Annotated in this window: 20 protein-coding genes; 5 read left to right on the top strand and 15 right to left on the bottom strand. The window is 55.9% G+C overall.

Going from position 1 to position 21,048, the window contains the following annotated elements; translation table 11 throughout:
• Window positions 1-171 precede the first annotated feature (171 nt).
• Window positions 172-321 (bottom strand): hypothetical protein, encoded by a 150-nt coding sequence (locus tag ACI94_RS07075; protein ID WP_161937559.1) that lies wholly within the window; start codon window positions 319-321, stop codon window positions 172-174.
• A gap of 174 nt (window positions 322-495) precedes the next feature.
• On the opposite strand from ACI94_RS07075, the gene rqcH reads away from it, so the two are divergent.
• From rqcH to ACI94_RS07055, 4 genes are all read left to right on the top strand, one after another.
• Window positions 496-2,394 (top strand): ribosome rescue protein RqcH, encoded by a 1,899-nt coding sequence (rqcH, locus tag ACI94_RS07070; protein WP_066954532.1) that lies wholly within the window; start codon window positions 496-498, stop codon window positions 2,392-2,394.
• Window positions 2,391-3,416 (top strand): mRNA surveillance protein pelota, encoded by a 1,026-nt coding sequence (locus ACI94_RS07065; RefSeq protein WP_066954529.1) that lies wholly within the window; start codon window positions 2,391-2,393, stop codon window positions 3,414-3,416. Before rqcH ends, ACI94_RS07065 begins: the two co-directional genes overlap by 4 nt.
• 305 nt (window positions 3,417-3,721) lie before the next feature.
• Window positions 3,722-4,084, top strand: coding sequence for a hypothetical protein (locus tag ACI94_RS07060; RefSeq protein WP_066954526.1), 363 nt, complete (start codon window positions 3,722-3,724; stop codon window positions 4,082-4,084).
• Between the two features lie 6 nt (window positions 4,085-4,090).
• Window positions 4,091-5,863 (top strand): ribosome biogenesis/translation initiation ATPase RLI, encoded by a 1,773-nt coding sequence (locus tag ACI94_RS07055; protein ID WP_286681264.1) that lies wholly within the window; start codon window positions 4,091-4,093, stop codon window positions 5,861-5,863.
• A gap of 220 nt (window positions 5,864-6,083) precedes the next feature.
• Here the strand turns inward: ACI94_RS07055 and ACI94_RS07050 are convergent, their stop codons facing one another.
• From ACI94_RS07050 to ACI94_RS06985, 14 genes are all read right to left on the bottom strand, one after another.
• Window positions 6,084-7,277 (bottom strand): hypothetical protein, encoded by a 1,194-nt coding sequence (locus tag ACI94_RS07050; protein ID WP_286681263.1) that lies wholly within the window; start codon window positions 7,275-7,277, stop codon window positions 6,084-6,086.
• The gene (locus ACI94_RS07045) at window positions 7,262-7,753 is read right to left on the bottom strand and encodes a chemotaxis protein CheD (protein ID WP_286681262.1); all 492 of its coding nucleotides are present in this window, start codon (window positions 7,751-7,753) and stop codon (window positions 7,262-7,264) included. The genes ACI94_RS07050 and ACI94_RS07045 overlap by 16 nt, the downstream gene beginning before the upstream one ends.
• Before the next feature lie 17 nt (window positions 7,754-7,770).
• The gene (locus tag ACI94_RS07040) at window positions 7,771-8,385 is read right to left on the bottom strand and encodes a chemotaxis protein CheC (RefSeq protein ID WP_066954513.1); all 615 of its coding nucleotides are present in this window, start codon (window positions 8,383-8,385) and stop codon (window positions 7,771-7,773) included.
• 11 nt (window positions 8,386-8,396) lie between these two features.
• A complete protein-coding gene (locus ACI94_RS07035) occupies window positions 8,397-10,394 on the bottom strand; it encodes a chemotaxis protein CheA (protein ID WP_286681261.1) in 1,998 nt (665 codons plus the stop codon).
• Window positions 10,387-11,421 carry a chemotaxis-specific protein-glutamate methyltransferase CheB gene (gene cheB, locus ACI94_RS07030; RefSeq protein ID WP_066954720.1) on the bottom strand — a complete coding sequence of 345 codons (1,035 nt, stop codon included), beginning with the start codon at window positions 11,419-11,421 and terminating at the stop codon, window positions 10,387-10,389. The genes ACI94_RS07035 and cheB overlap by 8 nt, the downstream gene beginning before the upstream one ends.
• Window positions 11,422-11,423: 2 nt before the next feature.
• Window positions 11,424-11,786, bottom strand: a complete 363-nt coding sequence (locus ACI94_RS07025) for a response regulator (RefSeq protein WP_066954717.1) — start codon at window positions 11,784-11,786, stop codon at window positions 11,424-11,426.
• A gap of 72 nt (window positions 11,787-11,858) precedes the next feature.
• Window positions 11,859-12,665 (bottom strand): CheF family chemotaxis protein, encoded by an 807-nt coding sequence (locus ACI94_RS07020; RefSeq protein WP_286681260.1) that lies wholly within the window; start codon window positions 12,663-12,665, stop codon window positions 11,859-11,861.
• A 40-nt stretch (window positions 12,666-12,705) separates the two neighbouring features.
• The gene (locus ACI94_RS07015) at window positions 12,706-13,866 is read right to left on the bottom strand and encodes a hypothetical protein (RefSeq protein WP_066954504.1); all 1,161 of its coding nucleotides are present in this window, start codon (window positions 13,864-13,866) and stop codon (window positions 12,706-12,708) included.
• A 1-nt stretch (window position 13,867) separates the two neighbouring features.
• Complete coding sequence (gene flaJ, locus ACI94_RS07010; protein ID WP_286681259.1) at window positions 13,868-15,466, bottom strand: archaellar assembly protein FlaJ; 1,599 nt, start codon at window positions 15,464-15,466, stop codon at window positions 13,868-13,870.
• Window positions 15,467-15,468: 2 nt separating this feature from the next.
• Complete coding sequence (locus ACI94_RS07005) at window positions 15,469-17,328, bottom strand: type II/IV secretion system ATPase subunit (RefSeq protein ID WP_286681258.1); 1,860 nt, start codon at window positions 17,326-17,328, stop codon at window positions 15,469-15,471.
• 3 nt (window positions 17,329-17,331) lie between these two features.
• Window positions 17,332-18,069 (bottom strand): ATPase domain-containing protein, encoded by a 738-nt coding sequence (locus ACI94_RS07000; RefSeq protein ID WP_286681257.1) that lies wholly within the window; start codon window positions 18,067-18,069, stop codon window positions 17,332-17,334.
• Between the two features lie 3 nt (window positions 18,070-18,072).
• Complete coding sequence (locus tag ACI94_RS06995; RefSeq protein WP_286681256.1) at window positions 18,073-18,555, bottom strand: flagellar protein FlaF; 483 nt, start codon at window positions 18,553-18,555, stop codon at window positions 18,073-18,075.
• Window positions 18,556-18,557: 2 nt separating this feature from the next.
• Complete coding sequence (locus ACI94_RS06990; RefSeq protein ID WP_066954489.1) at window positions 18,558-19,052, bottom strand: flagellin; 495 nt, start codon at window positions 19,050-19,052, stop codon at window positions 18,558-18,560.
• Between the two features lie 3 nt (window positions 19,053-19,055).
• Window positions 19,056-19,841, bottom strand: a complete 786-nt coding sequence (locus tag ACI94_RS06985; RefSeq protein WP_286681255.1) for a hypothetical protein — start codon at window positions 19,839-19,841, stop codon at window positions 19,056-19,058.
• A gap of 751 nt (window positions 19,842-20,592) precedes the next feature.
• Between ACI94_RS06985 and ACI94_RS06980 the strand changes: the two genes are divergently transcribed.
• A partial coding sequence (locus tag ACI94_RS06980; RefSeq protein WP_286681254.1) for a hypothetical protein occupies window positions 20,593-21,048 on the top strand: 456 nt, incomplete at its 3' end.

Here is a 21,048-nt window from a genome sequence, read left to right as displayed (position 1 = left end):
AGATGTGTATAAGAGACAGCCCCTCCCCTATCCCCTCCCCCCTGTAATGCGATGTCCAGTGGGAATCCGTTTCAGGTGGAGCCATAAGGGTATCAACACATTTCGAGCTGTCCTGAAGGGACGGGGTTTGAGAAAACGCAAAGCATTTTCGGGACAGGAACTCGAGCACCGTCAGGTATGAAGTGCGAGCGAAGCGAACTTGAAATACTCGAAGAGTTTCGAGGCGCAAACGAGAGTGAGCGTGAGCACCGCAAGGTGCGAGAAGGGAGCAAACCCCTCCGCACCCTTCGGTTGCTTGAACTCAGGTTCTCTACGAACCATCGCACTCCCCCGGTTCCCACCCCTTAGAGTGATACCCCCACGGTCCAGTGTACGGGGCTTTATCCCCACTATTTTACTGGCACGCCCCTCCTGTTCGTCTCCTGCCGGACCAAGAACCTGCATCACCCGCCCGTACCCTTCTTTAGGTACCGGACCGAATGTATTCTGGAGTCAATGGCAACATTACAGGGAATGAGCGGGGTCGATCTTCGGGCACTGGTAGCGGAGGCTGCCGATCGCCTCCCGCTCTGGGTCGGCAAGATCTACCAGTTCGACGCAATGACCCTTGGAATCAGGCTGAACGGTGAAGACCGGGCGAAATACCAACTGCTCGTCGAGATGGGGCGGCGTGCCCACTTCACCGCAGAGTTCCCCAACCCGCCAAAGAACCCGCCGAGTTTTGCGATGCTGCTTCGAAAGCACCTTGATGGCGGGAAAGTGCTCGGTATCCGCCAGCTCGGACTCGAGCGCACGATATGTATCGATGTCGGGAAACACGACACGACCTATCATCTCATATTCGAACTCTTCGACGAGGGAAACACGGTTCTCTGCGACGAAGGATATACAATAATCAAACCCCTCTGGCACCACCGGTTCAAGAACCGGGAGGTGATCCCGGGTGCGGTCTACGCCTTCGAGGGATCGGACTGCTCGGCACTCTCCCCTGCTGAGTTTGAGAGTATGCTCGCCGGGTCCGACCGGGACATCGTCCGGACTCTTGCCGTCGGGTGCATGCTCGGCGGCGCGTATGCCGAGGAGGTCTGCAGACTCGCGGGCGTCGATAAGAACGCCGCGGCGAAAGAGGTGGATGCGGAGACGGTCCGCAAGGCCCTCGAGCGGTTGATCACGAGCGTCGAGAAGTCCCGGGAGCCGGTGATAACACCCTCCGGGTGCTGGCCGGTTCTGCTCGGCAATGAAGAGGTTCGCGAGCGGTTTACAACCTTCAGCGAGGCGCTCGATGCCTTCTACCCGAAGATTGCAGGCGAGAAGGGGGAGGTCGCGACAGAGAAACCGCGCCTCTCCCAGGCGGAGGTGATCCGCCGCCGTCAGGAGGAGGCGATCAAAGGCTTTGAGAAGAAGATCGAACGTTACGAGCGGATCGTGGAGGTGTTCTACGAGAACTACACGACTGTTGCCGAGATCATAACGACGCTTGATGAAGCGAGCAAGACCCGATCCTGGCAGGAGATCGAGCGAATCCTCAAATCCAACGGCAACAACCCGACAGCAAAGATGGTCCGTGCGGTCCACCCTGCGGAGGCGGCGGTGGACCTCGAACTATCGGGCGAGCGGGTGATGGTCTACGTCCACGAGACGATCGAGCAGAACATCGGCCGCTATTACGACCAGATAAAGAAGTTCAAGAAGAAGAAGGCCGGCGCACTCGCGGCGATGGAGCGTACGGTGCCCGAGAAGCCCCGGCGAAAGCAGAGCCTTGCCCTCCAGAAGAAGCGGTGGTACCACCGGTTCCGCTGGTTCACCACGAGCGACGGAGTCCTTGTCATAGGTGGCCGTGACGCTTCCCAGAACGAAGAACTCGTCAAGAAATATATGGAAGGCGGGGATCTCTTCATCCACGCCGACGTCCACGGCGGAAGCGTCGTCATCGTGAAAGGCACGACCGAACACCTGGACGAGGCCGTGCAGTTTGCCGCATCCTACTCCAATGCCTGGAAGGCCGGGCACTTCACTGCGGACGTCTATGCCGCCCGCCCCGACCAGGTGAGCAAGACAGCCGAGTCCGGCGAATACGTCGCCCGCGGAGCGTTCATCATCCGTGGCGAGCGGCAGTACTTCAGGAACGTCCCGCTCGGGGTGGCGATCGGTCTAGCGATGACGCCGGAGGTCGCCGTCATCGGCGGCCCAGCAGCGGCCATCAGAGAACGCGCGAAAGTATGGGTAGAACTTCGTCCCGGGCAGTTTGAGCCGAACGATATCGCAAAGAAGGTTGTCCGGGCACTCAGAGAGAAACTCCCGGAGGAAGAGTGGAAAGGGCTCAAGTCCGCCTTAAACACCGAGACGGTCGCCGCATTCATTCCTCCCGGCGGCTCTGATATCGTAGAACCATGAAGGCTGAAGTTTGCGAGTTAAAAAAGCAGTACGGCGAGATACGTCTCTTTCCAGAGACGCTTGACGATCTCTGGCACCTCTCCCACCTGGTCGGACCCGGCGACCTCGTCTTTGCGACGACCTTCCGGAGTGTCGAGGGAGCAAGCGATAAAATTCGGCCCGAGAAGATAGAGAAGCGGCCGGTGCGACTGGGAATCCGGGTCGAGAAAGTGGAGTTCCATCAGCACACGAACCGTCTCCGCATCAGCGGGGTCATCGAGAGCGGGGTGGATGTCTCCGCACACCACACCTTAAACGTAGAAGCGGGCTTCGAGATCTCGGTCATCAAACAGTGGCGTTCCGTCGACTGCGAGCGGATACGCCGGGCCGTCGACGCCTCTGCATATGGTGTGGTCCATGTCGTGAGCGTCGAGGAGGGTGAAGCGCAGGTTTACCGTCTGCGGCAGTTCGGCCCGGAATGGGTAACGACCGTCACGGCCGGGAGCAGCAAGGGTGCGGACACCGGAACCCGGTCGGCGCTCTTTGAGAAGACGCTTGAGGCTATCGCCGCGGTCACAGGCCCCCTGATCGTCGCAGGCCCGGGGTTCGTGAAAGACGAATTCGTGAACTATGCAAAAGTCCAGGCTCCGGACCTTGCAGAGCGGATGACCACCGTCGAGACACGGCGTGTCGGACGGGGCGCTGTCCAGGAGGTGATCGGGCAGGGGGTTCTCGAGCGGCTCCTCGGCGACCTTCACCTTGCACGCGAAGTCAGGCTGATGGATGAGGTCCTGCGCCGGATCGCGACCAACGGTGCTGTCGCCTATGGCATTGACGAAGTCGGCAAAGCGGTCGCTTACGGTGCGGTAGAAACGATCCTGGTCTCCGACACCCGGCTCCGTGACGAAGAGGCAACGCGTATCATCAAGGATGCCGAGTATATGAGCGCGTCGATCGTCGTGATGAGCACCGAGTTTGAACCCGGAGAGCGCCTTGAAGCCCTCGGGGGTATTGCGGCAATCCTGCGGTATAAGATCGAGTGAAATTCGGGCCACCTAAGGCTTTCCTGTGCGACCAAGCATGGGAGCCCTGGCAGCCAGAACGCGCCATCTTGTACATCACTACCTCTAATCTATCCTATCATATGGAAAGCCGCCGCAAACACCTTCGATCTGCCGAACCTCAGTTTCCCCAGAGCCAGGGGTACCTACCTTTATAACCGGAGAACACCCTATATTGTAGTGATTCCGTCAATCCAGGAAGGGGCCGGAAGCCCGCTATGTGCTGCCCGGACCGCCGTCCCGAGGTGAGACATCCCTTTCAGGAATGGCGTAAGACTGGTGTCACGATGAGCGAGAATGTGGTAGCAGCAGAGGTCGAGAATACACGGCCGCGGACTCGCGCCGAGAAGCAGATCGAGCACAGAAATCGGATTAAGCGGACGCTTGTAGCCTGTTTTATGGGCATACTTACCGGAGCGCTCTCGTTCTACCTCTCCGGCACCCCCGATCCGGTGAACGGACTCCAGCCAAACGCCATCATCGGTATCCTTCTCCTCGCGGCGGGGGTTGTCTTTCAGAAGCACATCTTCATGCTTATCCGGATCGACTACATGGCTCTGACCGGAAAAGACTGGTTCTACCAGAGCTTCATGACGTTCGCGCTCTGGTTCATAACCTGGACGATCCTTTTGACCACCACCGTTCTGTGATCACCCATGCGTATTGCTGTTGTACACCGTGATCGGTGTCACCCCATCAAGTGTGGCACCGAGTGCATCCTTTACTGCCCGCGTGTCCGAACCGGCGATGAGACAGTCATCATCGGTGAAGACCAGAAGGCCGCCATATCGGAAGAACTCTGTGTCGGGTGCGGTATCTGCGTGAAGAAATGCCCGTTTGAGGCGCTCGATATCGTCAACCTCCCCGAGCAACTTGACCAACCGACGCACCGCTATGGCAGAAACGGTTTCGCCCTCTACGGGCTCCCGATCCCCATCGAGGGGAAGGTTACTGGCATCCTCGGGCCCAATGGTATCGGCAAGAGCACATCGGTGAAGATCCTCTCAGGAACGCTCGTCCCGAACCTGGGAAAGACCGATGCCGAGGCCTCCTGGAAGGACGTCCTCGACCTCTACCAGGGGACCGAACTCTTCGACTACCTCCAGATGCTCTCGCAGAAGAGCGTGAAGGTCGCGGTCAAGCCCCAGTATATCGACCAGATCCCGAAGGTCTTCTCCGGGTCGGTGCGTGACCTCCTCGCAACCACCGATGAGCGCGGGAAACTTGATTATTACATTGATCGGCTCTCGCTAGGGCCAATTCTCGACCGGTCAATCAAGACGCTCTCCGGCGGGGAACTCCAGCGGGTCGCGCTCACCGCCAGTCTTGCCCGCGATGCCGACTTCTACTTCCTTGATGAGATCACGCCGTACCTTGACGTCTATCAGCGGATGGCCGCGGCGAACCTGATCCGGGAACTCGCCGCGGAGCGGCCGGTCGTGATCGTCGAGCACGACCTCGCCATCCTCGATATGCTTGCCGATACTGTGCATATCGCCTATGGTGAACCGGCGGTCTTTGGTGTCATCACGCATCCCAAAGGCGTCCGGGTGGGTATCAACCAGTACCTGGAGGGGTTCCTTCCCGAGGAGAACGTCAGGTTCAGAGAGTATGCGGTGACGTTTGAAGCCCGGGCCCACGCAGCCGACACGGACCGGGAGACGCTGTTTGCGTTCCCGGCGATGACAAAGCGCTTTGATCAATTCTCGCTCACCGTCGACGGCGGAGAGATTCGGAACGGTGAGGTTCTCGGAGTGCTCGGGGCGAACGGTATCGGGAAGAGCACGTTTGCCCAGCTCCTCGCCGGAGTGATCGAGCCCGATACCGGGGCAATGGATACCCGGGTGCGGATCTCGTATAAGCCGCAGTATATCAAGGGTGACACCGATGCAACCGTCGAGGAGGTCCTCCGCCGGACGACGGCAAAGTTTGACACATCATACTATCAGCACGAGATCCTGGAGCCACTCTCCCTCTCACAGCTCCTCCAGGCGCCGGTGAACACACTCTCCGGCGGGGAACTCCAGCGGGTCGCGATCGCAATCTGCCTCTCCCGCGATGCCGACCTCTACATCTTGGACGAGCCGAGCGCTCACCTCGATGTGGAGCAGCGCGTGAAGATCTCGCGCATGATCAGGAAGCACGCCGAAGGGCGGGACGCAAGCACGCTCGTGATCGACCACGACATCTACGTCATCGATATGATCAGCGACCGGATACTGGTCTTTGAGGGCGAACCGGGCGTCCACGGCACGGCTGCCGGTCCGTTCGATATGGCGCCGGGCATGAACCGGTTCCTCAAGGCGCTCGGGATCACATTCCGGCGTGACAAGAGCGGGAGACCGCGGATCAATAAGCCAGGGTCGTTCCTGGACCGGGAGCAAGTCGCTGCCGGAGAATACTATTATGCAGAAGTCTCGAAGTCTTGAGGTTGGGTTTCAAGGCTTCCTTCTCCACTCCCTTCTCATTTTCAGAGAGATATACAGGTCCAATCCTCATTGAATCCGGCTGCCAGGACGCCGGTCGCACGTACCCCAAGGAATCGAGCACAGGAAGGCTGAGGGGTTTTGGCGGCAGGGCCCGGAGGGGGCCCATGAGATCCGCATTAGGAGAATTGAAATATCTTTCCCGCTGGATCTCGCAGTTCGCTCACCGGCCGATCACTGACCCCAACCGTCCCCCAAGAGACGCCCACACCCTCTCAAGTGCGCCTTGAGACTCTCCGGGAGTCACTCCGGGCGTCACTTCCGGAGCCGGGGTCTCCTGCGGAGTTTCGGGAGGGGCGGTGGTCACCGGTACTTCAGGCGTCGTCTGCGTCGAAACGGCAGAGAGGTCAAGGGAAGCCAAACCTGCTGGCAGCGGAATGTAACCCACGTTTCCGGGGACAACAAACCAGCATCTTTCGGCGGCATCGAGGAAGAGTTTCTTGACAGCATTCGAACGAATCCCGTCCCCTGACGTGATATGCAGGGTCACATTCGTCCCGTCCCACCCATAGATCCCGTTTGTGGATGCGACAAGAAGCATCCCATCCGGCGTTGCCGCAATATCGTTTATATAGACGGGGAACGCGCTCAGGCTCCCGCTGTCAAGGACCGGCACGACTTCCCCATCAGGGGTGCGCTGAAGGACCGTCGTGCGGTTGAAGAGATAGACGCCTCCAAACGGGTTGACCCGCACTTCAGATATTCCTCGAAGCGGTTCGCCGCGGTAGGTAACACTCTCAAAAGAGATCACTCCAGAATTGTTCTTGAGAACCTGGATACCATCCTTCTCGGACCCGATGACGAGAGCATCGCTTGCGGCATCGACCGCCATGCTCAAGACGGTGTAGCACTCGAGGCCTTCGGGCCCGAACGGTTTATACCACGTCCAGTTACCATCGTGGTAGCGGAGGAGGCCTGCCCGTCCGGTGGCGACCCACATCTCATCTCCCCACCGCGTTATGCTATTGATGTTGCGGTTCTTAAGGAGCACCGGATCATCAATGACCTGATATCCCGCCTCATCTCCGAACTGCAACCCTTTCGGATACCCGATCCAGAGACATCCCTCTGCATCCAGGGCGATCGCGGATACCATAGCGTCAAGAGGAGTGAGCCAGCCATACGCCGTCTCTCCCGGGTGCCTGGGGTTGAGAGAGTACCAGGTGCCATCTTCCGTATATACAGAGATACCGTAATCGGTTGCAAAGATGACATCGCCATACAAACCGTTCGTTACGTCCTTCACTCCGGCTGATGCAATACCGGTATAAAAATCAGGCTCTTTGATGTACAGGGCCGACGAGGCGGGGACGAGAAGGGATAGAACAATGAGGGAGAGAATTAGAACTCGGTGCATGTGCCATCCGCCCTCTTGATGATGAGGCGACCCTTCCCTTCCGGCCAGTAATACACGGATCGCCCGACCTTTCCACCGGTCTCTTCGTGCTCAATCTGAATGCCCAATTCGCGGAGCTTATCTTTCACTGCAGCAATGTTGCGCTCACCGATGTTGAGGAAGTTTGCCGAGTACTCAAACATGCTCGCACCACCGACAATACTCGCAGTGACCGAGAATTTTGTGCTTCCGAACTCCTCCATCTCTTCAAAGAGGGCGATTGCGGCTGTATCTGCAAACTTACCGGGACGGTCGGTGTTTCCGCGGCTCTCGGGGAGCATAACATGGGCGAGTCCCGCAAGGGATCTGCGCTGGTCATGCAGGATGAGTGCGATGCAGGATCCAAGCCCGATCGTCCCCATTGGACATTTTCCTACCATGTATTCACCAAGGCCGATGATCACGCCCTCTCCCTCTGCGAAGAAGTTGTTATCCATGCTATTCCAAGGATGGGCTATGAGAGTGGTTCCATCAAGCGCTCAAGCATGAGGGACAGCTGGTGCATGAGATCCACGTTCGGAAGCATGAAGATACCACCGTAAACAGGCGGTGCCTCGCTCGTCAACATGGTGTTGAAGATGATGACATCATTCACCTCACCAGCCATCTGTGCGACGACGGACTCAAAGGCTGCATGCGCCATATCGATGGCCAGCGCCGGCGGGGATGGCAGCATGACGATGCCCAGCAGTTCTGCGGTTGCATCAAGAAATGCCGATATCATGATGTTCCCGATCTCGATTGCGGCGCTCCGATCCATCTCGTTGATATCACGATCCGGATCGCCCGTGCCGAGCATCAAGTTCGTCAGCTGGATGATGGTCTGTTTGGGCATGCTGACGATGACATAACCTCCATCCGCAACCTCGCCCTGAATCTGGAAGACGATCATGGCCGATATCTCATTGCTGACGTACTTGTGTATCTCGGCGATATCGACGACCTGCACGTCCGGCACCGTCATCTCAATAGGGCACATCAACATCTGGGAGAGGGTTGTTGCTGCGTGGGCAGCACCAATGTTTCCAAACTCTGCTAGCGCATCTTTTTGAATTGTATCGAGTTTCATAAAAGCCTCACTTAAATCATTGTATTTACATCGAGTACCGGGACGACATCGCCATCTCCGGGGATGGTGATCCCGCTGATCCCGCGGCAGTTGCCCGCAAGCGCGGAGAGCGGTTTTACCACTACCTCCTGCTTCCCATCAACGGTATCAACAACTATGCAGCATTTCTTACCGTTATTCTGCAACACAACAAGCGTATCGCTCTTGGGTGCTCGACCGAACATATCCTCCAGGCGGTATATGGGAAGAATCTGGTCACGGAGCAAGATCGCCTCGCTGTTGCCGATCTGGTGGATCGCCTCCATCCGTATCTGCGCAACCTCAACGACATTGCTGATAGGAATAGCACAGCGCATCCCGTTAATGCGGACCATCATCACATCGATGATTGCCATCGTCGGGGGCAACACCAACTCGAATTTCGTTCCCTTGCCCAACTCAGACTCAATTTTGATCGTTCCTTTGAGCGATTCGATCGTCTTTTTGACTACATCAAGCCCAACACCCCTGCCGCTGATGTCGGTGATCGTCTCAGCCGTACTGAAACCGGGCTCAAAGAGCAGATTAATCAGGTCATCTCTCGTTGCGGCGGAAACGGCTTCGGATGTCATGAGTCCTTTTTCCACAGCCCTCCTTCGGAGTTTCTCAGGGTCAATACCGGCTCCGTCATCCTCAACCTCGATGACGACGTTGTCTTTATCCCTGTATGCCGTCAGCCGGACCAATCCAGTTCTTGATTTTCCATTAGCCTCACGGATCTCAGGGGTTTCAATGCCATGGTTTACCGCGTTTCGGATGAGATGCAGGAGCGGATCAGCGAGACCGTCCATAATGCTCCGATCAAGTTCGGTTTCACCGCCCTCAATGATGAATTCAACCTCCTTCTTGTCGTGATTCGCTACATCCCGCACGACCCTCGGGAAACGGTTGAAAATACGCTCGAGCGGCATCATGCGGATCCCCATCATGAGGTTCTGGAGATCGGAGACCGAACGGCCGATCATATTCAGAGCCTCGTCAAACTCTTTGATATTGTATTTTCTTGCGATCTGCTCAAGACGTCCGCGGTTGATAACCAGATCCTCAACGAGGTTCATCATGCGGTCAAGCCGCTGAATATCGACACGAATATTCTTGATCTCGCGGCTTTTCTCGCTCTTTGCAGACCTATGTTGCGGCGGCGCTGATTCTGTTTGCGGTTTGACGTTAGGCTCTGCTTGTGGTTTAACCTGAGGGGCCGGGACCGGACTGGGTGCAGGACCGGGCGCAGGGCTGGGTGAAGACTCCTTCACCACCCCCCCTGCCGGCGACTGAGTGAGGGAAAGGAGTGAGATCTCAGTGCCGGAAGCGACTGTTCTGAGCGCATCCTCCCCTGCCTCACAGGCAACCTGAACCTCGAATGAGTCACCGAACTTCCCATCTTCAATGAGCTCCCGCGAGGGGGTAGTTGATACGATTGTCCCTATCTCCTCGAGGTTCTGCAGAACCAGCATAGCCTTGACGTCTTTCATGGTGCTGGCCGGGTCAACGGCAATCGAGAGAGTGTAGATTGGACACTCATCTGCCCCTCCGGCCTGCTCCACGGGAGGCGCTTCATTGGACACTTCTTGCCCTGCCGTGGACTTATCTTCGGCAAAGGCCCTGAGTTCCTGCACCAGTTGCGCAGACTGTTCGTCCGAGAGAGGCTCTCCCGCTTCGATAGCGTCCAGCATATCCTCGATTACATCGGTGCAGTTGAGCAGAAGGTCGATGAGAGCTGCGGTAACTTCCTGCTGGCCGTTGCGGATGAGTGAGAAGACATCTTCCATCGAGTGGCAGAGGTGCTCCATCGCATCAAATCCCATCGACGCGGACATCCCTTTGAGGGTATGTGCAGAACGGAAGATCTCGTCGATGGCGGCCTGATGATCTTCTCCGCTCTCAAGAGCAAGGAGGTTGCTCACAATATTCTCATGATTCTCCCGCGACTCCTCTACGAATAACTTCCGGTATACCTCTTCATCAGACATGGTTGACCCCGAACCGAACAACAGTTCTCGCGATCTCATGCGCCAGATTCTTGAGTGGAACCACCTTGTCGACGCAGTTTCTTGCAAGGGCAGAACGTGCCATCCCATATACGAGACAGTCCTCTTCAGCGCAGACCATCGTGGTCCCGCCCGCGGTCTTCACAGCAAGAGTCCCTTCGCCGCCGTCGCATCCCATCCCCGAGAGGATAACCGAGACGGTGCGTGGACCAAAAACGCGCGCCGCTGAGGAGAAAGTCTTGTCCACGGCGGGCCGGACCGCATGGAGGGGAGGAGCGGTCGAGTGGACGACCCGTCCGTACTTTCTGCCGGCACCGGCATACTCCCCTGAGATCACAGTGTGGTAGCCCGCCTTCGAGACCAGGATCACTCCGGCCTCCAGAGTGTCCCCGTTTTCAGTCTCCTTTACCGGCAGGTGCGATACGCGATTCAGGCGCTCGGCAAGCGATGCAGTGAATCCCTCGGGCATATGCTGGGTGACGATGACTGCCGCAGGCAACTCAGCCGGGAGTGCGGAGAGGAGTGTGTCAAGCATCGGCGGTCCCCCGGCCGAAGAACCTATCAGCACCACTGTATCGGCGGCATTCCTCCGGGTTGCAATAGGCTTTACGGCCGTAGGAAGAACGACAAGGTTTCGGATCTTCTGGATGAGTTCCTTCTCTATCCCTTTGACGTTCTGGATATCTCTCGGTTTGAGCATGAAATCGTCCGCCCCAAGGCGAAGCGCCCGGTGAGTCATCTCGGCCTGCCGGGATGTCAGCGTACTCAAGACGAGCACCTTCGGCCTAGGACTCATCCCCTGGAGTGCTTCGAGCACCTCAAGACCACCCATTCTGGGCATCTCGATATCAAGGGTGATGGCGTCAGGTTCGAGCTCCGATATCTTCTTGAGGGCATCAATACCATTGACCGCCGTCCCGATGACCTCTATATCCGGACTGCCTTTGAGCATATCCCGGAGTATCGTCCGGATAAAGAGTGAGTCGTCGACGATCAAAACCCGAATCATGATCACGCACTGAGAACGTTCTTTACTTCTTCAAGAACTTTCGGAGCCTGGAACGGCTTGATGATGTAACCTTTCGCCCCGCTTTTGACAGCGAGTTTGACCATCTGCTCTTGGCCGACTGCTGTGCACATAATAACCTTTGCAGACGGGTCAGCAGCTTTTATGGCCTTGAGCGCCTCGATCCCATTCATTTTCGGCATAACAATATCCATCGTGACGAGATCGGGTTTTAATTCCTGGTACTTAGCAAGTGCCTCAGCTCCGTCCGCGGCTTCACCGACAATATCGTGCCCGCCGGAGAAGAGGATGTTCTTTAACAGCGTTCGCATAAACATTGTATCATCGACGATCAGGATTCTCCCCATCAAGCACCACTTATTGATGATCATTTGGAAAAAATGGTATATAGACTTTCGCGTTTTAAAGAAATAATCTCATTAACCTGTTGGTGATTTCATTGCGTTAGAGATGTATCTTACCCCTTTCGCCGTCAACTGAACCTCCTTTCTTACATAGAGTACTTCGGCGAGTCCCTTGTTGATGAGTTGTTCATAGATGGCGTCAATGTCCTTGTGGGAGAGTTTGAGCATATTCTCAATAGCACTCGAATCCATCCCGCTGTAGACCAGCATGGCCACCTGCCCGATCAGGGGGTCGATCTCCTCATTTACCTCGAAGTCACGCGTCGCCTCTTTAAGGAAGTTGTAGAGAACCTGAAGTGTCGTCAGTGGACAGAGGACAAAACTTGTCACGACCTCATTCTCAATGAGGTGATCGATCTTTACGACATCGAGATTCTTCTCCTGGATCTCGCGGGATGTGAGTTCGATGTCGGCCACCCCATCTAGTGGAATGCAGACCTGAGTGTCCTGGCTGACAAACCAGATGCCGGTCTTCATGACGGCAATCGCTCCCTTATTCCACCGGGCATCCTGGACAAGGACTCCACCGCGGATTGCGGGGGACATGAAGAAGGCGTTTAACCGGTAGGCGCTGCATTGCATGATGATAAACTTTTTCAAGACTGTGAGGACCTTCTCGACGGATGCAATTTGATAAACATCTTCCCCATTTGCACCAGCAGTGATCACCACCTGGTTCTTCTTCTCTCTGAGATCAACCATGGACTTGTAGGGCACCTCACGATTGAGAGGGGCATCGATGCGGATCCGATCCTCTCCGATACCCATGGTTGTCGCAACCCATTTGCCCCCATACTCGATTTTTATTGGAACAGACTTCATTTTCACCCTTCTAGCATTAGTCTGCGGCAGACTTCACTGTTTATGATTTCATCGCCGCGAGAATATCCTCAAGTTCTGCAGCAAGGTCTTTCGCGTTGAACTTTTCCCCTTTCAGTTCGCGAACCAGACTGAGGTCCTCCACGAACTTTTTCTTCTTCACCTCAGATTTGAGCTCGGTGATCAGATCATCCTCAACGACGCCGCCGGACGCAAAGGAGACCATATCAAAGTCTTCTTCCGACTCTTCTTGCAGTTCCTCAAGGAGCGCTTTTTCGTTTGAAACAGGTTCTTGCGCCTTTTGCACCTGTGTCTCAACTACTTCTTCATGCTCTTCCCCTTCGACCTCGATCTCATCAAGATTCACGTCCTCAAGTTCAGAGAGGTCATCGCCGAGCAACGCGTTCATTTCCTGTACATCACCCGCAGGGAATCCGCGGGCCTCCCCAGCAGCCACCGGCGGAAGCGCCATGGCAGGCTCGCCGGGGGTTGAGAGACCGCCTGCGCCATCAGAGGGATCGCTGCCGGGTGTGAGATCGAGGTCGCTAAGATCGCTCAGGTTTTCCTTGAGGATATCCGCTACGGCATCTGCCTCTTCTTCAGAGAGGAGAGAGATTCCTTCCGACTCAAATGCTGTTCCGGAGCCGGATGTCTCGCCGTCGAGATCGAGATCATCCAGGGAAGCGAGATCGAGATCTGCAAGCGAAGCCAGGGGATCGACCGCTGCCTCGCTGCCTTTCGCTGAGGTCGATCCTACGAGTTGGCTCCCGGCTGCCCCGCCGACAGCCTGATCGAGCATGGCATCGACCTTCGCAATCTTCCTTTTCTTCTCGCTTTCGGGGGCGCGGGCGTGTCTGATCGCATCCTGAATCGATGCAACGAAGGTCCCGAGCATGCCGGGCAGATTGATCTCGGTGGCCGCGAGCCTCTGAATGAGAGACGGTTTTTCCACCGTTTCACCGGCTGCCTTAAGCTCAGATGCTTCGCTATGTTTGCTGTCATCCTTACGCTCCCGGAGCGCCGTGCGCAGCCTCGACGGTCTCAGTTCCGCAAGGTCGAGCGCCCCGGTGGCGACGAGCGCGAGAAATCCTGCAAGTACGGTGCCAGCGACGATGACCTCGATGGAGGCATCGGCGATGATGATCAGGGAGCCTGTACCAACTGTGATCAGGAACAGGAGTGGACGACGTAAACTTTCTCTCATACTAAATCCCCACGAATGTCGGAATGGTAAAGAATGTACTCACAACGATCGGAGCCACGATGTAGACGATGCCGGTGGCCACACAGAGCAGACTTGCAAAGAAGTAGTACAGGTAGCGGTCACCACCCATGACAATCTTTCCTGCAAGCATATTTGCAACAGTCAGCATCAGGAGGATTGCCACGACATAGGCTCGCATCGTGTCTTCCGGGAAATTTACGAGGATACTTAAGGAACCGATCGCGGATCCACCGAGCGTGGATGACCCACCCGTGAGCGCTGCTGAGGCCTCATCAAAGTGATTCATTACTTCTGCCACAGCATGGGACATGGTTAGAAGGATCTCAAAGAGGAAGACGAAGATCCCGATCATCGCCGCGTGCATCGGGACGAGCAGGACGACAAATCCTTTCACCATCATGTCGCGCTTCCTCCGGAGCAGCACCTGCTCGAGCATCGAGGAGCCGACAATCTTCCCGATCTGGTCCGGGGATCCGCCGAGGGTGACGGCATCGCGGAAGATGTTCATGTACTTGTAGATCAGGTAACTGCCGGTCTCGCCGATGAACTTCCTCCAGCTTCCGGCTTCATCGAGTCCGAGGTTTAACTTCGACGCAACCGAGTCGATGAACGGTTCAAGGTAGGGAAGCGATTTTCGGTCCACTTCCTGGAGCGCGTCAGCGGTGGTGATCCCCTTACCTTCCATCACCGAGCCGAGACTCCGGATGAACGTGGCAAAATCGTTGTCCCGATTGATGACGTTCACATCGTCGATATAGCCGATAATCCCGAGAGGCATCAGGAGCAGGCCGACAAGCAGGAAGATGATACCCGCGTTGACGCCGAGAAGAATGAGCACAAGTGCGATTGCTGCGGTAATCGGGACGACCAACCGCTCCAGTCTCCTGATGATCTCCTGCTCCTTTGAGCAGATCTCGGCAAGCCCGTGCGTGCGGGGATCATCGGGGACAGCCCGATACATGATTGTAAGGCCGAAGACCGATATCACGAGAATAATAAAGTAGGATGTGTTCAGGGTCGCGTCTATTCCTTCGGGAGCGTAAATAGCCACCGATATCATGAGGATGATGGCAACAAGGGCGGTGGAGAGGAGCATCGCGATGTAGGCGTCACCCCATTTCTTCAGGAGTTCAATCCCCTGCTCAAACGTGTTGCGGTAGATGCTCCGGATGCTTGATAATTCCGTGCCGATGAAATCATCATCCGGAACGCCGGAGTCAATAGCGTTGGCGTACCGATGGAGCATGCTCTGGAGGGTTTCGTTCCGGCACCTATCAGCGATCGCCCGAAGCCCGCTGGCATAACTGTGCCCCCATCCAGCAACCAGACGCTGTACTTTTGCGATGTAGCGCGAGGGAATGTATTCAAACCGCTCGGAGGTGTACTGGAAGATTTCAGGCCGGGTTACGGAAGCCGTGGTGATCGCAGCCATGTAGGTGTACATGAGGAGCAGGTCCTGCTCCATCTTCTTCTTCTCGAGGATATAGTCCCGGATATTGTAGAGGGCTTCAACCTGCTCCTCAAACGGCATCTTTCCCTGGTTTGCGGTTCGCAACCGCTCGGCCATATCCTCAAACAATACTACACCTCTATGTTAAGCAGTCCTTGCTTCCTGATCTTCGTGGTCATGTGGAAGAGGTCCCAGAACTGGGTGTACCCTGCTTTGTGAAGCCGCTCAAGAATTCTCGCACGTTTATCGACTTCATCATAGATATCGGCCCGCCGATTCTCGGGGATACCAAGCATCGTTGCGATCTTATTCTCGAGGAGGTAACTGCTCCCTTTCCCGGTGAAGGTAAAGGTATCGGTTGCAGGGTCCCAGATGAACGCCGCCATGAAGGAGAACCCCTGGGTTTCAGGGTCATAACCGACGAGCTCGTTGATGCTGAGCATCCTTCGGACGGTTTCGCCATCGGGGCGTTTTACAGCGCTCTGTATGATGACCAGATTTAAGTTGTCGACATAAGTCTTCGGAATATTGATCGGATCACCACAGAGACGCTGGATCAGTTTCTCAACCGATGCGGCGTGGAAGGTGCTCATCACAGGGTGACCGGTCTGCATCGCAGAGAAAGCGACGGAGCCTTCCACACCACGAATCTCACCGACCAGGATCCGGTTCGGACGCTGACGGAGGGCGGATTTCAGGAGGTCGAACATTGTGACATCCGCGCCTTCACCTTCACCCTTCCCCTTGGCCTTCGCGACCTCGCGGGTCCAGTTACGGTGAGGGACCGTCAGTTCCGGGGTATCCTCAATGGAAACGATCTTACTCTCTGGCGGGAGGAAGGTCGTAAGCGCGTTTAAGGTCGTTGTCTTGCCGCTCGCCGTCTCTCCGGAGACAAACAGCGACATTCCGAACTCAAGGCAGATCCAGAGGTAGGCAGCCATCATGTAGTTGCATGCCCCGCTCTCGATGACCTGCAGGATACTCAGGGGAACCTCGTTCACTTTACGAATGGTGAAGTTGCTCCCGTGCTTGCTGATCTCGGTCCCGTAAACGATGTTGATACGTGAGCCGTCAGGGAGGGTCGCATCCACGATGGGGTTTCTGTACGTCAGCGGCCGCTTGATCCGCTCGGCGAGTTTGATGACAAAAGCATCGAGCTCCGCTGAGTCCCGGAACCCGACGACAGACTTCAAGCCCTTGAAGATCTTGTGCTCGATAAAGATCGGGCCGACGCCGTCGCAGGTGATATCTTCGATGTAGGAGTCGGAGAGGAACGGTTTGAGTGTTCCCATCTCGATCTTGTCGCGGATGATCAGGTATTCGAGCGCCTTATACTCCTGCGGCGAGAGGACCAGCCTTCCGTCGGCAAGCTCGAGACGGTCGGAGGAGACCCGCGGCGGCTTTGGCGACGCACCGATATCGCTGGTGAGGAAGTTCTTGATCCGGGTCTTAAAGTCTTTTGGTTCGGCGCCAGCGAGCAGGGATGGGTCGATCACCTCGCCTGGCTGCTGGATGTACACAAGTTGCCGGATGAAGTTCTTGAGCACCTCAATACGCGCTTTCTCGGTCACCGGCTCTTCGTCAAGAGCATCGATCATATCGATTAGTTTCTCCTCGATCACCGGGAGGATTGCCTCGACGGAATGGAGAAACGACGGCTCGATCGGGATATACCAGTTTCGGACGTCATCCGGGTCCGGGAAGATGTGGATGAACGTCGTCTCATTCACCGGGTAAATGATGTTCGGGTTCTCAATCGAACGCAAGTCTTTTTTCAGTTCCGAGAGGAAGAGAGGGATCCCGACGGTGTTGACCGGCAGGATGTGGAGATACTCAAGAAGATGGGGACTCTCCTTAACGTAATCCCGGGCGTTTGCCGGGAGCATTCGGTAAAGCGCGCAGGACTCCACGTTGTTGTAGCAATCATTCCCCTCATCGATGAACTCAGGCTCGAAGGGGAGGGTTACCGTTGCTTCCAACGCCGATCCCATGCTTCACACCTTCGCGACCGAGACCGGGATGATCTTCATGCCGTACCCGGGATGAACTTCGAAACTGATGATGTTTCCTGTAGTCTTTCGTGCACCGCGGACCTTGACGACCTCAAGCATCATAACATACTTGCCTCCGACGAGTGCCTTCTTCATGAAGAGGTGCGCATCGCAGATCGATCGGATCCGGACAAGAGAGTCTTCAACGAAGGCGTAGGTATGCAGGGTGATCAAGATGGTCTTCCCGTGGTCCACGAGGTTCTTGCAGTTGGTAAAGAACGTGAGGACCGTGTCCTGCGTCGCGTACTCGGTGAAGAGGGTGAGCGAGTCGATGACGATCACCTCTGCTCTGCTCTGCTCCATGTAGGCGATCATCCGCTCGAGCGTTCCCTGCATCTTCTCCTTTGTCCACTCGAAACCCACAACGTGCATGGGAAAGACCCGAAGGTAGCCCCAGGCAAAGTAGTCGGAGATATCGAGACTCATCGACTCCATCTGGGAGAGGAAACTCTTGCTCGTGTTCTCGGTCGAGAATAGATCGACGTTGAACCCCTGCTTTAAGGCACCCCAGATGATCTGCTGGGTAAGCACGCTCTTTCCCGTGTCGTTCTCACCCTCGACGAGGGTGAGCGATTGGAGCGGGAGGCCGTCGGCGATCTTCTTGTCGAGTTCGGAGTTTCCGGTCGAGAGGATGTCGGGCTTCTCGAGGGTATTGCTGTTTGCGTCTACGCTCGTGTTCATCTGTTATTCACCTGAGTTTATGTATGCCGAACCGGTGACGCCATTCGGAGTGACGACCTGGACCCATGTAGGAGGAGTAACACCTACCGCATATGTGATAGAGATGGTCAGGGTCTCGCCGGGATCGATCTGGCCCGGGTGGACACCGTCGGGTTCGATGCTTACCTTGCTCCAGTGGTTGAGATCGGTGCCGTAGGGGACGTAGACCGGTTCGCCCTCAACCTGGAGGTAGACGTCGATGGAGGGAAAGTCCACGATAGACTCGCTTCCGGTGTTCTTCACCTTGACGTATAGGGTCTGGTTGTCGATCACCGTCTCCTGGATCTCGATTGCCGTCCGCATACGGGCCTCCTGGTAAGCGACAAGGTTGCTCTGCGCCTCGACCATCACCTCGGTTGTGGTGAGGGTGCCGCCGATCAGGACGTAGGCTGTGACGACCAGGAGGGCGATACCCGTTGCGGATGCAACGAGGGGGCCTGCACTCATGGTTAATCACCCGCGGTAAACGTGATCGACCGGGAGAGCCCTGATGGAAGGACAAACTGGAAGTAAACAGCCTCTCCTTTACTAGGGATCTTGTCGCTGGTTATGTCGATACAGAGCGTTTCCCCGGGATCCCAGCAGTTGTTCGTGGTCACCTCGTGAATCGTGTACGTCCAAGTATGCGTTCCCGACGGGGCCAGGCCAAGCAGGATAAAGTTCCCCGGGGTGCCTATGAAGACATCAGCCAGCTGGATGTTGCCCTCAGAGATCCGGGCCGTGCCGACGTTCTTTATCCAGACCCTGGCGGTATCATTCCCGCCACTGGCATACGTCGTGACGATCCTCACGTCCGTACTCAACCGCTCGTCCACATTATGGGACGACGACGTGATCGTGCCTGAGAGGGTATATATCACGGGGAAGATTGCGTTGATAAGAACCCCGGCCGAGATGATGGCAGCGATGAGGAACATCGCTGTGGTGAAGGTTTCACTCGACATCCATCATATCCTATCTAGCAGATCTATCCAGGTATCGCCGACATCCCGCTCGCGAGAGGACGTTCCAGAACCAGACTCCTCCTGGCGGCGGTGAGAGAGCATCACTTCGATCATGTCCCGATCCAGCGTCGCATCCTCGGGATCCAGGATCCGGTTCAAGACGTAGAGTTCCGAGACGAACTCATTCGGTCCGATCTCCTGCACGTCTCTCCGGGTCTCGGGCACCATCCGCATGATCTCCCTGATCTGATCGGAGATGTCCTCGTTAATGTAGCCCATCGACCGATAGGCGTCGATCATGATCGACATGTGTTCATGCCCGTATTTGCTGCAGCCCTGGCGCACCCAGGCAAAGAGCCGGTGGACCTTCTGGAGTTTGAGTTTTCCTGCAGGCTTCTGCTGCAAAGAAAGGGCAGTGCTGCCTCCGGGGAGAGATGTTGTCACAAGATCCGCCGGGAAGAGGTCATCATCCAGACCAGGAGTTTGCTCTCCAGAGTCAACCTCCTTACCGGCCATATCCTCGGTTGTATCGTCCTGTAATGAATCCTCATCCTCGGCATCACTGGAGGCATCCGATAGTCCAAACCGGTTCATGGAGTATGATGCGGCAGCACTCGTGAACGGGTTGTCCAGATCGTTCATCCGCTCCCGGAGATCGATGAGCAGCCGTTTGATCGAGGTCTTGACGAAATCCAGTTCCCTCTCGACGTTGTCAAGGCGGGCTTCCGGATCCTCCGAGGAGGCGCCGGAGAGTATCTTATCAATCTGAGCCTGATCTACCCCCACCATAGTATCAGATTATATCTATGTTATACCATATAAGATTTTCTTATATCGAGAGACGATTTCCTGGCTCTTTTGCATCTTCCGTTTGTTCTGTAGAGCCTGTTGCTGTTAAAGCGTCACGAAAATGGCAATACAAAGGGAGGTCTGGCCACAGTCTCTCAAGGATCTCCACGAGATGAATGGATACGAATCTTTTTTGGTTCTTGTTGAACCTGAAGCCGGCCTCCCGGGTCTGGCGCCCATCCGCAACCAGGAGCAGTTGACGACGCGCAATGGTTCGCTTCTTGCCTCCCCGGGGCCGGCAGAAATCACACCGTTTGAAGATGCAGTGCATATGGCATCCAATCGATGAAAAATGTTCGCTCAATCGGGCATGGTAATTTTGATGCCAGCATGGCGAAAGGATATGGCCGGGCATCAAGAACAGGAGTCTCCCTCACCCCGGGTCGCTCGACGACCGGGGTGGACTCCAGCGGTGCCAGAGTTTTGGGAGAGGCTGAATCCAGCATGTTACACCTTGAGATAATATACATTTCGAATTTGGAACAGAGAATACTTACGAAGATATTAAAATTAACGGACTCTAAGGTACTAAACAATAGATTAACTCCTCGTATGCATTATCCGGGCGGTTACAATGAGTCCAAAACGACAGAAGTCAATAAAAGAGATTCAGCAGGGTCAGGAGAGTAACAATCAAAGTCCTCCAGAGCAGGGTCCGATATCCTGTTTCCTGAATAGGAATCTTATATCGGTGCTCATCTTCCTCTTTGCGCTCTTCTTTGCCATGACGTTCTCAAACCCGGCGCTCTTCCTGAATGACGAGTGGATCACAGTCAACCAGCTCCATCAGCTCGGTGAGGGGCACCAGATCATCGTGAACGAGGGAAAGTACGGCACATTCCTGAACGGGACGCCGGGACCTTACATGCAGTCCCACCATAACCTCCTCGGCTACACAATGATGCTCCCGGTCCTCTCGCTTCCCGCGCTCTGGTTCTTCGGGCTCTTTGGCGATCAGTTCAGACTGGCCATCGTATTCCTCTGGTCGCTTCTTCCCATCGCAATGGCGGTGCTGGTCGATGCATATCGGCCGCAGTACGCGCGGTGGCGGGGGATCCGGTGGACATGGCTCATCATCAGCGCTGCTTTCGCCGGGTTCCTTGCGAACCTGGTCTTTTACTATCCCTGGCCGTTCACTGCACCGGAC

This window comes from Methanoculleus sp. DTU007 (genome assembly GCF_001512385.1).
GTDB lineage: Archaea > Halobacteriota > Methanomicrobia > Methanomicrobiales > Methanoculleaceae > Methanoculleus > Methanoculleus thermophilus.
Note: the sequence above shows the minus strand (reverse complement) of the source record. Positions and strands in the feature narration are given on the sequence as shown.